Annotated in this window: 17 protein-coding genes; all 17 read right to left on the bottom strand. The window is 60.6% G+C overall.

The genetic code is table 11. The features are described 5' to 3' along the window. Positions 1–95 precede the first annotated feature (95 nt). The gene (locus tag CKW11_RS25680; RefSeq protein WP_095139924.1) at positions 96–521 is read right to left on the bottom strand and encodes a phage tail protein; all 426 of its coding nucleotides are present in this window, start codon (positions 519–521) and stop codon (positions 96–98) included. A 9-nt stretch (positions 522–530) separates the two neighbouring features. Next, positions 531–2,501, bottom strand: a complete 1,971-nt coding sequence (locus tag CKW11_RS25675) for a phage tail protein (protein WP_095139923.1) — start codon at positions 2,499–2,501, stop codon at positions 531–533. After that, complete coding sequence (locus CKW11_RS25670; RefSeq protein ID WP_095139922.1) at positions 2,498–3,103, bottom strand: phage tail protein I; 606 nt, start codon at positions 3,101–3,103, stop codon at positions 2,498–2,500. The genes CKW11_RS25675 and CKW11_RS25670 overlap by 4 nt, the downstream gene beginning before the upstream one ends. 1 nt (position 3,104) lies before the next feature. Further along, the gene (locus tag CKW11_RS25665) at positions 3,105–3,989 is read right to left on the bottom strand and encodes a baseplate J/gp47 family protein (RefSeq protein WP_095139921.1); all 885 of its coding nucleotides are present in this window, start codon (positions 3,987–3,989) and stop codon (positions 3,105–3,107) included. After that, complete coding sequence (locus tag CKW11_RS25660) at positions 3,986–4,312, bottom strand: GPW/gp25 family protein (protein ID WP_085701155.1); 327 nt, start codon at positions 4,310–4,312, stop codon at positions 3,986–3,988. Before CKW11_RS25660 ends, CKW11_RS25665 begins: the two co-directional genes overlap by 4 nt. Positions 4,313–4,317: 5 nt before the next feature. After that, the gene (locus CKW11_RS25655; protein ID WP_095139920.1) at positions 4,318–4,548 is read right to left on the bottom strand and encodes a hypothetical protein; all 231 of its coding nucleotides are present in this window, start codon (positions 4,546–4,548) and stop codon (positions 4,318–4,320) included. Positions 4,549–4,601: 53 nt separating this feature from the next. Then, positions 4,602–5,189, bottom strand: a complete 588-nt coding sequence (locus CKW11_RS25650) for a phage baseplate assembly protein V (protein ID WP_095139919.1) — start codon at positions 5,187–5,189, stop codon at positions 4,602–4,604. Further along, positions 5,186–5,725, bottom strand: coding sequence for a hypothetical protein (locus CKW11_RS25645; RefSeq protein ID WP_095139918.1), 540 nt, complete (start codon positions 5,723–5,725; stop codon positions 5,186–5,188). Before CKW11_RS25645 ends, CKW11_RS25650 begins: the two co-directional genes overlap by 4 nt. A 1-nt stretch (position 5,726) precedes the next feature. Beyond that, entirely contained in the window at positions 5,727–6,383 is a 657-nt protein-coding gene (locus CKW11_RS25640; protein WP_095139917.1) for a hypothetical protein, read from the bottom strand. After that, entirely contained in the window at positions 6,380–6,700 is a 321-nt protein-coding gene (locus CKW11_RS25635; protein ID WP_095139916.1) for a hypothetical protein, read from the bottom strand. Before CKW11_RS25635 ends, CKW11_RS25640 begins: the two co-directional genes overlap by 4 nt. Positions 6,701–6,702: 2 nt before the next feature. Continuing rightward, entirely contained in the window at positions 6,703–7,698 is a 996-nt protein-coding gene (locus tag CKW11_RS25630; RefSeq protein ID WP_095139915.1) for a major capsid protein, read from the bottom strand. A 63-nt stretch (positions 7,699–7,761) separates the two neighbouring features. After that, positions 7,762–8,106 (bottom strand): head decoration protein, encoded by a 345-nt coding sequence (locus CKW11_RS25625; RefSeq protein ID WP_095139914.1) that lies wholly within the window; start codon positions 8,104–8,106, stop codon positions 7,762–7,764. Beyond that, on the bottom strand, positions 8,103–9,272 hold the full coding sequence (locus tag CKW11_RS25620; RefSeq protein ID WP_095139913.1) for a head maturation protease, ClpP-related: 1,170 nt from the start codon (positions 9,270–9,272) through the stop codon (positions 8,103–8,105). The genes CKW11_RS25625 and CKW11_RS25620 overlap by 4 nt, the downstream gene beginning before the upstream one ends. Beyond that, a complete protein-coding gene (locus CKW11_RS25615) occupies positions 9,269–10,747 on the bottom strand; it encodes a phage portal protein (RefSeq protein WP_095139912.1) in 1,479 nt (492 codons plus the stop codon). Before CKW11_RS25615 ends, CKW11_RS25620 begins: the two co-directional genes overlap by 4 nt. Beyond that, positions 10,747–10,953 carry a phage head-tail joining protein gene (locus tag CKW11_RS25610; protein ID WP_095139911.1) on the bottom strand — a complete coding sequence of 69 codons (207 nt, stop codon included), beginning with the start codon at positions 10,951–10,953 and terminating at the stop codon, positions 10,747–10,749. Before CKW11_RS25610 ends, CKW11_RS25615 begins: the two co-directional genes overlap by 1 nt. A gap of 1 nt (position 10,954) precedes the next feature. Continuing rightward, positions 10,955–12,991, bottom strand: a complete 2,037-nt coding sequence (locus CKW11_RS25605; protein ID WP_095139910.1) for a phage terminase large subunit family protein — start codon at positions 12,989–12,991, stop codon at positions 10,955–10,957. Further along, positions 12,972–13,604 (bottom strand): terminase small subunit, encoded by a 633-nt coding sequence (locus CKW11_RS25600; RefSeq protein ID WP_095139909.1) that lies wholly within the window; start codon positions 13,602–13,604, stop codon positions 12,972–12,974. Before CKW11_RS25600 ends, CKW11_RS25605 begins: the two co-directional genes overlap by 20 nt. Between the last annotated feature and the right edge of the window lie 58 nt (positions 13,605–13,662).

Raw genomic sequence — 13,662 nt, 5'->3', positions numbered from 1 at the left:
TTCTCCAGAAACGAAAAAGCCCCGCGTGTGTGCGAGGCTCAAGGTGTTGGTGTTACGTTTGGCGGAATGAAAAACGCCCCGTGAGTGCGGGGCGTTTAAGTGATTTGCGTGGCCAGCCAGCTCGGTGTTAACGGGCGATGCTCGGTGAGCGGAAATTGCGAACCTTGCGGCCAGTTGCGCAACTGCCGGCGGTAGGTCTGCAGCTCTGCATACTGCTCAGCCGTGATTGAAGTCGAACCGCTCTCCTCGACTTCGTCACGATGCCGGGACACCAGCGGATCGGTCAGCGCTAATTGCGCATCGCGCCAGGCGCGCTCAATAGCCGCAAGCGTCTGCTCATCAAGCGGCGGCGGTTCTACAAGCCTGGGATTGCCCTGACGATCTGGCTCAATACGCTTTCCACTCTCCTGCCCCCTGAGCAGTTCAAAGTAGAGGCTGTCGGAAATTTCTACCGCATCCAGCGGAATAAAGGCGTGAATAACAGGGCTATAAAAGCCGTTATCGATCGCTCTGTAAAACATGGGCGCTCCTTAATATCCTCTGGCCGTCCAGAAATGCTGCGGCCCTGAACTGTTTGTGCCGGAATGCGAATAGTTGAATCCCGTCTTCGTAACACTACCGACCTGAACCGGGCCACCCCTTGAGGCTGGAGCCTGTACGCCGGTATCCACATAGGTCATATGCACACTCAGGCAAGCGGTAGGAAACACCGACGGGAAAGAAATTGGGGTTACAACATTCGTCCCAGCTCCACCCGTCAGTCCCCACTGTTCAATTTCACCTGAAGGCAATCTCCGCCAGCCGGTCGTACCGAGAGAGCAGGCAAACAGTGGCGAGTATTTCAGAGCCGAGTCGCCATCCTCCAGCACCCAGCCTGTACCGTCATTCAGCCGCCTGAAAACCGACATGCTCGACGACAGCACCGCAAGAGGGCCGGCCACGCTGGAAAGACTGACCAGAGACTGGCCGGCCTTGGCCTGAATCATCAGCCCTGCCGTCGCACTCGCGAGCACGGTGATCACCGCCCCCAGAGGCACGGAACCGGCATCTGGCAAGGTGACCGTTGCAGACGTTCCACCGATGGCAACCAAACGCCCGACATCTGCAGCAGTCAACGTTGTGTTGCCGTTGTAAGAAACCGAATCGGCATAACTACCCTGCGCCCGCTGCGCAAACTCCGTCGTAGCGAGGCGCAGGCTGCTATCGAACTTCGGCGGCGTGACGAAGTTCGGGCCGCTCATAGTCCCAGCAAAGCGCAGAGCCGCCGTTCCACCGACCAGCCGCCACTGATCCTGCAAGCGGATGAATTCGGCAGTGTCGCCCAAAGCCAACACCAGCGGCCCAGAAACGCCGGTAGAGGTGTAGACCAGATCGGTACCCGAACCGACGATTTTCAACCCACCCGGCCCGGCGCAGGCCAGCGTGATAGTGGCCGCATACGCGATGCCTGCCGTTGGTGGCAAGGTCGCCGTGAGCTGTGCAGCGTCGGAGAAGCTATGAAGTCCGCCAACATGTGTAGCGGTCATCACCAAATTTGCGGAGTTCGTGGTGAAGCCTGAGAACTCAATGCCGCGTCGCTTCACGTATTCAGTCGTCGCCAGCGATTTGCTCACGTCGAATTGCGCAGGCGTCGGGGCCGTAGGATTACCAGCAAAACTTGGTGATAACAGCCGAGCGAAACCGTCTGTTATGTCCTTGAATGTGAGCGCCGTGGTGCCCACGACAATCGGGCCGTCGGTCACCAATTGCCAGATCGTGTCAGCCTGCGTAGTACCGGCCTCGACCGCCACTGTCAGGTTGGGCGTTACCTTGGTGTTGCTGTCAGCATCCTTGGCTCGTGACCAGGCACCCACTGCCACCACATATGGCCCGTTATCCTTGGTGGCCACCTGATTTTTCACCAGCACCCGGTCACCGGCCGCGAGCGCGAGACCGTCAATCGTCTGCAGACCAACAAGATTGATGTTGGCTGTGGTGGCGGCGCGCACCGACTGCTTGATGTCGAGCTTGCTCAGCTCTTCCAGAATGCGCGAATCGACATATTCTCGCGTCGCCAGCACCACGGATGGATCAATCTTGAGGCTGATGTTCGCGGTACTGGAAACGATCAGGTTCATCCGCACCACCTGCGTGCGACCCGAACCCTGCGACAGGATAGGCTTGAAGCTTGGGGCACAGTTTGCAACTGCCACCAGATCGCCGTCCGCGTCGTACAACCCGACCTCGCGAATCCAGCGGCCGCCCTCATCGGCTGGAATGACCTGCTCGGCGATGATTACCGCTGCGTTGACCGGGTCGATCTTTAGCTGATTCAACGGCCGGCGGCGCCACTCGTTGATCAGTTTGGTTTGCTTGGCACTGGGCTGAGGGTCAGTGTCGTTCGCATCCCCTAGCCCCATTTCCGTGATATTCCATGGCACGCCCAAGACGTTGGCGTTTGCCAGTTTAGCTGCCCCCACGTCCGTCAGGATCGCGAAGAACTTAGAGTTCGCATCAATCATGAATAGATATCCAGAGTGTCTATGGTGTGTTCACGACCGACCACACCGAAGGTGCCGGTTACGTCGATGGCCTGCATTTCAGGTGGGTAGATGTCGAGTTCGTCGCCGTCGTACAGGCTCACGCCAACATTAAGGTTGCCTTGCGTTTCAAGGCTGATTGCCAGCCCGGTGAGGTGCCGGGAGACGGGCTTGGCGTCGTCGATAAGGCGTTCAAGTTCGAGATACATTTCCTCGGTGATGCCGGTGTCCAGCACCCCCACCTTCAGCGCGAAGGTGCCCGGCACCCCCTGCGGCACGGTGTTAAACCATTCAACGATCTCGATCAGGTAGCCCAGCGGCTCGACCACTCGACGTATAGCGCCGATGGTGCCCTTGTGTTTGTGGATGAAGAACGACGCCTTGATGGCTGCGCGCTTGACCGACTCAGACCACGCCGGATCCCAGCGGTCGACCGACCAGGCCCAAGCCAGATGCGGCAGCAGGTGCACTGGACAGGTGTCGGGGTTGTACAAGGTTCGCAACGGAATCAACGTGTCTTCGGCGAACGTCGCCTCGATACCCCGTTCCAAGGGAGTGCTGTTGAGCGGCAAAAGACTGCGCATATCAACCTCCCAACACGACGGAATAGCCGGTGCAGTACGCCGCCTGCGCCTTGGTCGGCTTGAGATCCAGCCAGTCCTTCAGCTCCACGCGAGCCACACCGGCAACGTGCAATTGCGCATCGACGCCAGAGCGCGCCACCTCGACGCCCAACCGGCGGCGCGGATTGATCCAGGCCTCAAGCCGCTTGATCGCCTCGGAAAGCGCGGCGTCGTTTTCCGGTCCGGTACCTTTCATGTGCAGCACCGCGTCGACGCGGTAGCGCAGGATCTGTGCACCACGTACCGTGACGCGGTCCCCCACCGGGCGCACGTCGTCCTCATTGACCGCCGTGGCAACCAGCTTCAACAATTCAGGGCCGGCCGTACCGTCACCTTCAAGGCCCAACACCGTGACATCCACACAGGCAGGTGATGGGCTTTCCGCCGTGGCATCCGCCACCAGCGCCGACGCGTTGCGTGCGTGCAAGATGTAGCTGTTACGCGGCCCTGCGGTGGTCAGTCCCTCATAGGCCAATTGCACACGCTCGCGCAGAGCGTCGTGTGATTCCATCACCGCCTCGACCGGTGGTACCGCCAGCGGATCGGCAGGTTGAATCACCAGGCGCTTGAGATTGACGTTAGCCGCAAGGTGATCCAGATCGGCGCCCGTCGCATAGGCCAGCAGTTGCGATTTGGCCGCGTCGTTGACCCGTGCCCGGTTGCCGAGCTTGATGTAGCTGGCGACCTCCAACAGCTTGGTCACCGGATCACTTTCCAGAGAGGCCGTCCAGTTCCCGCCCATGTGGTCGCGAAACACGTCGAGAGCTTCGCCATACACTTCTTCAAAATCCAGCGGTTCCAGCACGTCCGGTGCCGGCAGCTCCGACAGATCCACCAGGGTACTCATACCCACACCTCCAACGTGCCGCGCACACCGAGGTATTCGCCGCTGACTTGTATGTTGATTTTGCCGCCCAGCACGGACAGCACACGCACCCGTTCCAGCTTCAACCGTGGCTCCCACCGCCCCAGCGCCCGGGCGGCTTCAGCCTGCACGGCGCTTTTCCAGCCCTCGTTGACAGGCAGGTCGACCATGCGCCGCAGTTTGCTGCCGTACTCAGGACGCTCACGGCGACTCACCAATGGCGTGCCGAGGATGTCCCCGACGGACTGGCGTAAATGCTCGATGCCGGAGATGGGTTGCCCGGTGTGGCGATCCATTCCGATCATCAGGTTTACTCCTTGAGTTGCTCGAACTCGGCATGGGCTTTGAGCGTTTTCAGCGCTACATCGTCGGCGCAATCGACCGTAACCTTGTTTTTCGCCACGGTGAGCGTGCGGCCGTCCGGCAGGACGACAGTGCGCGAGGTATAGAGCGTGTCGCGAAAGGTCACGGCCATGGGCATCAGCACTGGGCTGATGGGGGTGGACTCAGGCACAGTGGATTCATCTTGATGTTTGGCCATGGGAGCTCCAGGCATGAAAAAGCCCGCACGCGGCGGGCTGAATAAATGTTGAGTTAGTGTTTGTGATGATTGTCACTTTGACCGGCGGCCAGAATGTCGGCATCGCTGGTGATGCTTTGGGTAGCGTGCAGCGGGCCGTCGATGTTGACCTGGCCCTTGATGTTCACAACGCCCTCCAGATCGATCGTTCCGGACTTCACGGCGACGGCATTGTCAGTGACTTCGGCCAGCGTTGATCCGACCCTGATCGTGACCGTGCCGCTCGGCACGCTGATGGTGTAGCTGCTCGTCTGCCAGTCGTAGACCAGAGATCCGCCATCGTCGAAACGCCAGACTTCGACGTGATCGCGATTGTCCGGCGGCGCGCCGCCATTGCCATAAAGTCCGGGAATGAATGTGCCCTGCGCCACCTCGCCACTGGCACTGAACAGGGTGCCCTGCTCGTTGAGGCTCGGCGCCCGCCAATGCCGTGCCTTGCCGGCGGCGACGCTGTGCCAGCGCACCCAGCCACTGACCCATTCACCGTCGGACACCCGGCACACCGGTGGTGACGCAGCGAGATCCACCGCCACCACATAGCAGTCCTTCACCAGCCCAGCGAGCATGCGGTCATGCTGGGCGCTCACATAGCCACCACTCATGCCTGACTCTCCGGTGCAAAATACTTGTCCCGGTTGGCTGGCCCCGCATCAGGATCAACGCCAAACAGCAGCGTGCCCGGCGGCTGATCTGGCCACGGCCATTGCGCTTCGCCAAGGTAGATCTGCTGCGTCCATTCCACGACCCAGACCGTGTAGCCATCCAGCTCTGGCTTGGTCCAGTCCGGCATGGCCTGAACGAACTCGGCCGGTTCGACCTCTACACCCCAGGATTGCATCCGCAGTAACACAGCCAATTGCCCGACGATAAACACCGCTTGTTGGTGGTGATCGGGCTGGATCGGATCGGTAATCACCCGCGCCTCGAACTTGCAGGACAGGCCTGTCTCGCCCGTTCCCGGGTCAACGCCTGGCTCCATTTCTGCGAGTTCGACCAGCACCGCCGGCAGTGGAATGCTGCTTTCGATGATCGGCCAAGCTGCAACGATCTCAAGGTCCGGCAAATGATCCTGAATGCGCCGCTCGATGGCTTGATACAGCCGCTCAAGACTGAACGGCTCGTCGACTTCATCCGTCACGTCATTTCCCCTTCAAGTGCTTCTGCACTTCGAAATTGAGTTCCTGCTGCAGGACATGCACCAGTTGTTCGTCAGCTTTTCGCACCCAGCTTTCGAAGTGTGGCCGTGCCTGCTCCAGCGATACCTTGGCTTTCGCCAGCGGAAAACGACTACCGTGCTCGGCGATCCAGCCTGAACTGGCGCCGCCCGCCCCGCTGACATCGCTGTCGGGGTAGTCACTGACGTCGAAATACTTGCTCGCTGTGCGGATCCAGACGTCCGCGCTGTTGCCGTAGACCTTCTTGAAGAACGCGCCCTGAAAGCGCCGACCGGCTACCGACACACCGGACCGACTCTGCCGAGGCCGACCAATGCGACTGGCCTCCATCGCGTTCAGACCGAACCACAATTTGCCGCTGTTGGCACCGCCACTAACCGGGTAGGCCCGCAGGCGCTGCCGCACAGCAGCGACCGCAATGCGTTCCTGTCGGCCAACGGCGCGGGCAATTTGCGTGGCGAGCCATCGCAGGGTTTTGTTGATGGCTCGACGCTGAGCAGCGGCGGCGGCCTTTGGCAACAGGGCAGCAAAATCCTGAAAAGCTTTCAGGTCTGCCGCTGAGGTTTGCAGCGAGATCATCCCGCCGCCGGCCGAGGGTTTGAAGTAGCTGCCGACACTCATGGCCGTTTTCTCAGAATCAAGGCGACCAGGCCATCACCGGTGGGTTCAAGCTGCAGCAGATCGTAGTCCCCACCACCGTCCAGTTCCGGTACGTCAACGCTTACCAGCAGCCCCTTGCTCAAACCATCGGCGTCAGCGACGCGGACCTCGAAGCGCGGCTCACGAATGGCGGTGTTCATCCGACCTATCCGCGGTTGCAACCAGGGCGCCGAGAACATGCCCAGCACCGGTTCACTGCGTCCCTCGACCCGCGCGCGGTCGCCCAAGGTTTCGAAGACGACGTCGTCGACATCGGCCATCAGCTCGCGAATGCCCATGACTACATCTCCAGCAGGATCTGCGCCAGCGGCCGAGTGCATATGTGCAGTGGGTTGGACTGCGCCTCACCGACCATGCCCTTGTTGAACGGCAAGGGTTCGATCTTGCTGTAGTACGGCACGCCTTCAGTGTTGACCGTTTCCATGTAGTCGGCCGGTGCAAACACCGAGATATACAAGTCCGGGACGCCCTCGGGAATCAGCAGCGCCTTGTCGTCATGCACGAAGGTCATGCCGGCGATCTTGCCGCGATAACGCTCCCAGGTGATGCCGCCGTAGTCGAAGCTTTCGCGGGCATCGCCACGCAGCGAAGCCGCCTGCTGCGTATTGAGATACGTCTTATTTACCTCTTCGAGCTCCAACATCGCATTCCAAAAGTTCTTACCGCAGAACGCTCGCGAGCCGCTACGCGTCACGGTGCCGAGAGCCTCCTCCTGCATGTCCAGCGCGTCACCACATTTGACGCGGAAATTTGCCTTGGGATTTGCGAACTCCATCGGCATACGTTGTCGCTGCACACCGAAGCGCTCATAAAGATCGAGCAGTACCGTCTTGCCGTCAGCGTCGTAGATCTTGCCGTTGAGTGCGCCCAGGCGCTGGAACTCATGGGTGACGTCCAGCTGGCGGCGCGCCTTGGCCAGACGTTTGTTGACGACGTCCTGCACCGACTGCAGCTCGGAGCGCGTACCGAAGGCGCGAATACCCTGGATCTCGTCAGCCTTGATGGTGAAGCGCTCAGGCAGGTGCACGGTGTTGAACGGAATCAGGTTGCGCTTGCTGCCCGAAACCACCAGACCGGAGGTGCCGCGCTCACCGGCCGGTACCAAGGCGAGGGTGTCGCCGTCTTTCTCGATTTGTACTGTCAGGGTGGTGATGCCCTCCTCCTGGAACAGACCCAAACTGCCAATGCGCCCGGGTACGTATTCCTGTTCGTTGATGGCGGCGGTCAACGAAGACACCGAAAATGCCTCGTCGTTGAAGATTTGAATGTCAGCCATGAAGCAGTCTCCAGAAAACAAAAAACCCGCACAGGGCGGGCTGAAAATTCGAAGTTGATCGCGTTAACGGACGATCACGTTATGGGCAGCCAGCGCTTTCTCGGCGGCCAGATCCAGACCGGTCAGGTGTGCTTCGCTGACCTCGGCCAGACGCACCACGGCGCGCCCGCGACGAACAATGTCGGACGTGCTCAACGGGCCGAAGAGAATCGCCTGCGCGTTCTCGCTGCCGTCTTCAGCGGTCGGGTTATACGGCGCGAATTCGCCGGTGGCGGTGACCAGACCGAGTATCTGTCCAGGCTCCAGCGCCGGGCCGGCGGCGACGTTGATTGCTTCGCGGGAAATGGTGCCGGCGCCCTCGGACAGGAGGAATTCCCCGGCGTGCATCGGTTCACGTTGAATATTCATGCAGTAACTCCAGTAAGTGAGGTTCGTTTGCCGGTCTGCGCCGCTTGGCGTGCGGACCAGATCGAAGGCTGGTCGATTTGCTTGGCCTGCACTTTCGGCGGAGGGTCATCGGCCAGCGGAAGGCTGTTGTCGATCTCGAAGCCTTTGCCGCTGCCTACCAGTTTGTCGAAGAGCCGGGCACGCACCGCCGAGGTATCAAGACCGGCCGAAACGTACTCGGCACTGAACTCCGGTAACCGCGCGGCGACGCACAAATCGTTGATGGCTTTCGCCTGGGTCAGCGCCACCTGCACCACCGCTTCGCTTTCCAGCTTAGTGACAGCGAGCAGCGGCTCGATCAGGTTGCTGATACCCGCCGCTGTGCAACGCTGGCTGATCAGCACCGCGAGTTGTGCGGCATTGGTCACCGGCGCCGGCGGGTCATCCGGGATCGGCGGCGCCGGCTCCGGTGTGGGTTCGTGCTCCGGATCGGTCGGTTCATCCAGTTGAGCCAGCAGTGCGGCCGGTGCATGCTGGAAACGCTGCAGGACGGCGCCCTGCCCCAAACACGCTTTGACTTTGACGCCATCGCCGATCTCATCGGCCAGACCCAAGGCCACCGCTTCGTTTGCCGTCAACCAGGTCTCGGCCGCCACCAGGCGGCGCAGCTCGGGCTCGTCGATGTCAGGGGCTTTGGCCTTGTAGGCCGCGATAATCGCTTCCATGGTCTGGTCCAACACATCGGCGACCTTGCGAAAGCTTTCGGCATCGCCGGCGGCGTAGGTCCACGGGTTGTGAATCATCAACATGGCGTTGGACGCGATCACCACACGGTGCGCACCACACACAGCAACGCTGGCTGCGCTCGCGGCCAGCGCATCGACTCGGCCGGTGCAACGCTCGCCCAACCGCGACAGTGCGTTGTGCATCGCCAGCCCATCGAATAGATCACCTCCGACGCTGTTAAACGCCGCCACGACGGGCGACACACCGTCGTCCATGGCGCGCAGATCCTGGACAAACTGATTGGCGGTGATGCCCCAATTACCGATCTCGCCGTAGACAAACACCTCAATGGTGCGTTGCCCGGCTTCGCCGTTGGCCTGCATGGCGTACCAGCTTTTTTCCGATACCTGCACGCGCTCGCCGGCCTTGTTGTAAATGCGCGGTCGCGCTTGTTTGCTCATGGTTGCTCCTTGTCGTCGAGCGACTCGATGACGTCGAGGGTGTTGTAGTTGAGGCCCAGGCGAACGGCCCGGGCGAGATCAGCGGCGTTCTCCGCATCGACCGTTTCGGCGTCGTAGCCGGTGCGCAGCACCATCTCGCTGCGCGAGGCGAAGCCGGCTTTGACTTCCATCGTGCGCGCCTGCACATCCTGCACCGGCTGGATGTAGGCCCAGCCCTGCGGCACCCAGCGCGTTCGTAGATACTCGCGCCGTCGTTGGGCGTAATCCTCCAGCACTAGTGCACCGGACAGCACCGCCATGTCCATCCACGCGGCACGAACCGGACGACACAGCTGATGCACGTAAACGCTGAACTGCAGCTGCTCCAGCCGACGGCGAAACTCGTTGAGCACAACGCGTAACGCGCGGTCGTTGATCTCGCGCATGTCGCCGGTGAGGATCTCGTAGGGTGTGCCGGTACCGGCAGCAGCGGCCATCAGTTGCTGTCGCATGAAATCCGGGTAGTTGTTGCCCGCGTCCGGCGGCTTGGAGAACTCCACCTCCTCGCCCGGCCCGAGCTCCTGCATAGTGCCGGGCTCAAGTGCGACCATTGGTGTGAAGCCGTCGCGGTCGGTCACCAGCGGCTGACCGGTAACCGGGTCGCGCGGCATGGGACCGGAGTCAGGCGGCGGGCGGGTGATAAAACCCGCGAACAGGTTCGCGACCTCTTGGCGAAACAGCACCGCGTCGTCGTAGTTGTCGAGGCTGCGCAAGCGTTTGAGCACCGGCGACAAGCGCGGCACCCCCCGCAGCTGTCCGGGCTCCAGTGGCTCGAAGATGTGCAGCACCTGAGTGGCGGGCACCCGCACAAGCTGGTTGTAGCCGGCATTCAATGCCGAGGGATCGCCCGGGTGCGAGCGATACATCCAGTACGCCACGCGCTTGCCGACCGGGTTGAATTCGATGCCGGCACGGATCACGTTGCCGTCGCGAGTGGTTTCGAATTTGTCGTGCGGCACGAACTCCGGTGCGAGCAACTGCAATTGCAGTGGCACTGCATGACCATCGTCCAGACTGCGTGGTCGCAACCGAATAAAGCATTCGCCGGAGGTTTCGACCGTGCGCGCAGCGAGCGCCTGCTGACCGTAGAAGTCGGTGAGGTCATCGGCGTCCGACTCATCGACCCAGTCTTCCCACAGATCCTGCAGTTGCTTACGCAGGGCGTCGTCGTCCGTCTTCGGCCGGGGGTTGATGCCGGTGCCGATCAGGTTGCTGACGCGTTTTTCGATAACGTTGAAAGCATACGGGTCGTTGCGCACTGCGGCCCGCGAACGGGAGCGCAGATTGCGCAGCGCCGGAGTGTTGATGGTGTTCAAGCCATTGTCGGGCGCATCCCAACCAGCGGAACGACGACCCTCCCCGGCGCCTTCGTAACTGGCCTTGATATTTGACGGCAGCAAGAATCCGTTACGGGTAAGCGTCGGATAACGAGCCATTACAGTCCTTTGCCTCCGTGATATAGCCGGACCACGCGTGAACGCGGCCCAGCAGCGTTGAGCAGCGAGGTGCGAATTTCTTCGCGCGCCTGCAGAAGCTCGTTGATGGTGCGGTACTCGACGGTGCGGTCGCCAAAGCGAACGGTTTTTTCACCGCGCGCGATGGCCTTCTCGATCACGTCGAGGTGCTGTTGGGTAAAGGACATATCAGCGTCTCTTCAAATAACCGCTGGTAGAGCTGCGGCGTTGTGACGGCGATGCAGCAGGTCGCGGGGGTGCGACAGGTGCTGCCGGTGTAGGCGGTGCCAGCTGGGCTTGCCGGAAAACAGCCGGCAGCGCTGTTTCGGCAGATTGGGCTTGTTCAACACGCGGGGCCTGGACAGGCTGGACCGGTGCATCGTCGAACAGTCCGGATTGTGCCAAGGCTTGCCGCACCCGATCCCAGTCATGCTCCTGGTACCGATTAATGCCCAAGTAATGCGCCATGGCCAGGCAATACACCATCAGGTCTAGTGCTTCGTTGCGCTCGGCTTTGCCCTTGATCCACTCGACACGTTTATGGCCGCGGACGTAGCGGGCGACCTTTCGTTCTGCCACACATTGGGCGAAGAAGTCGTCCGGCAAATCGTTGGCAAAATGCAGCGAGCCGGGTCCATCCGGGAACGGGTAACGGTTGTAGATCCAGTCCTTGGCGGTGTCGGTACCGACGAACCACAGCTCGGCGCCGTGGCGCTCGGTCTGACCCTTCCAGGTCACGTCGACCATCGAGGGCCGCTGGGCAATCACCGGCCTGCCGGGCTTGCTCGCACCTTTGATGGCGAAGATGTTGCGCCAGCGCCGCATGCGGCAGAACTGGTAGACCTCATCGGTGTGGTGGCCCCCGGAGTCGACAGCCGTGGCAAGAATCGCCAAGCCGACACCGCAAGGGTGCCGGTAGCGAGCTTTGAGCAAGTCATCAAGTACCGCCCAAGTTCGCTCATCAGCGGGATCGCCTGAGATCACCTTGTGATCAATCACCCAACGCTCCATACCAACGCCCCAGCCCATGACCATCAACTCCAGACGGTTAGCCTGAACGTCGACGGCGGCGGTCAGCATCAGCGAACCGGACGGCATTGAGCCGAGGCCATAGCTTTCCAGACGTGCCCGGTCCATTAGAGCATCGGCTTTGGTTTGCTCTTGAGCGCTGTCCCAGACCTTGGCCAGGCGGGTGTTGTAGAACACCTGCATCGGTTCAAGATCGCCTTTCGCCTGTGCCCGCTTGGCCTTCTCGTACTGCCTGGCAAGCGTACGCCAGTCCATCCAGCCTGGTGGCGAGTACAACGCGTTGAGATGAAAGCCAACCGTTTCGCCATCACCTTCGGCATGGGCGATCCACTCGCCATTGGCAAGCATCCAGCCCTTATGATGCTCCTCGATCAACACGTCGCACTCAGGCCCAGCACACTGGTAGTGAATGAGCTGGTAATCCTTGGAGTAGAGCAAACGCTCCCACTCCAGTACCTGCTTGTGCCCGCAAGTTGGACACGGCACGTAGAAGTAACGTTGATCGCTGGACTCGAACAGATCACTGATACGCGAAGCACCTTTGATCGTTGGTGAGCTGGAGAAGTAGAACTTGGCATTCCGGCCAAAGGTACTGCCCCGAGTCTCTGCCAGCTCGATGGGATCACCCTCCTCTCCGACGTCGACTTCCCAACGATCCACCTCATCGCCGTACACATAGCGCGCTGAGAGCTCGGCCAAGTTGGCCGCGGAACCCGCAGTGGTCACGTACAGTGAACCACCTTCAAACTCTTTGGTGTCCATCGTGTTGCGGGAGTCACGAGACCGACTGGACGCCACTCGCTTACGCAGAACGGGCGTGGCCTTGATGGTCTTGCTGATCCTCGATGACACCCGCTTAGCCAGGCTAAGGCTCGGCAGCAGTGTCAGGATATTAGACGGTGCCATATGGATCAGGCCACCAATCCAATTTAAGGCGATTTGGGTTTTCATCAACTGCGAAGCCACCATCGTAACGACGCGCTTGCAGGGGTGAGCTGGCGATAAACAGCGCATCGGCTCACGTGCGTAAGGGGTGCGAGAGGTGCGGTATTGGCCGGGTTCAGCGGCACCTGAGTCACGCGGAATACGCATGTATTCGTCGGCCCACTCGTCCACCCACACATCCGGGTCAGGTTGAAGCCCCCGGAAATAAGCCTCGCAGTACACCGTCGCTCCATCAGATCTGGTCAGGTTCATCTATCACCTCCCAGTTAGTATCCAGTGTGTGGCCGAATTCCTCAGAGGACATACGGCCGGCGTCCTCAAGCCGTTGTCTCAATGCTGCAGTCAGGTGTCGTTCGATCTCCCATGGATCCGACATGGCCGCCAGTTCCGGAGCCAGTTGCGGAGGCATACCCAGCAACGTGTCGCGAAGCATGCGACCGGCGTTGTATGCCCCGGACTGAACTGCCGTAACCTCGACTGTTGAGCCCTGTGCTTTGTGAAACTCCATCTCGGCCATCTGCGCCAAGTAGAACTCACGGTGTGCGCGTGCCTTCTGAAAATCCGGATGCTTGTCTGTCGTGGGAGCCGCCAGCGGCGGCGCAGCCATGGAAGTCGGCTCGGTTTGGGTCGACAGTTGGCTGTAAACGTTGCGCTGAATCCGATCTTGTTGATGGCGTTCAGCAACGGCGGCCTTGCTCGGGTCGGCGGTGTCGCGAATCAGCGCTTCGGTGGCATGTACATCAACCTGTTTGCCATTGGGCGAAAGCACCAAACGGTTGTTGTCTTTCAGCCAGGTGATGTAACTCGGCGACCTGCCGAGCCGGGCCGCGAAGGCGCTCTTCGACAGGTAGGTTGGTTCTGTCATGAGCCCTCCTTTTTCAACGTATTTCAATGAATCCTTTCAAGATTTCAATGATTGAAAT

This window comes from Pseudomonas sp. Irchel s3a10 (assembly GCF_900187525.1).
Classification (GTDB): Bacteria; Pseudomonadota; Gammaproteobacteria; order Pseudomonadales; family Pseudomonadaceae; genus Aquipseudomonas; species Aquipseudomonas koreensis_G.
The sequence above is the reverse complement of the archived record's forward strand: the minus strand, read 5'-3'. Positions and strand labels throughout refer to the sequence as shown.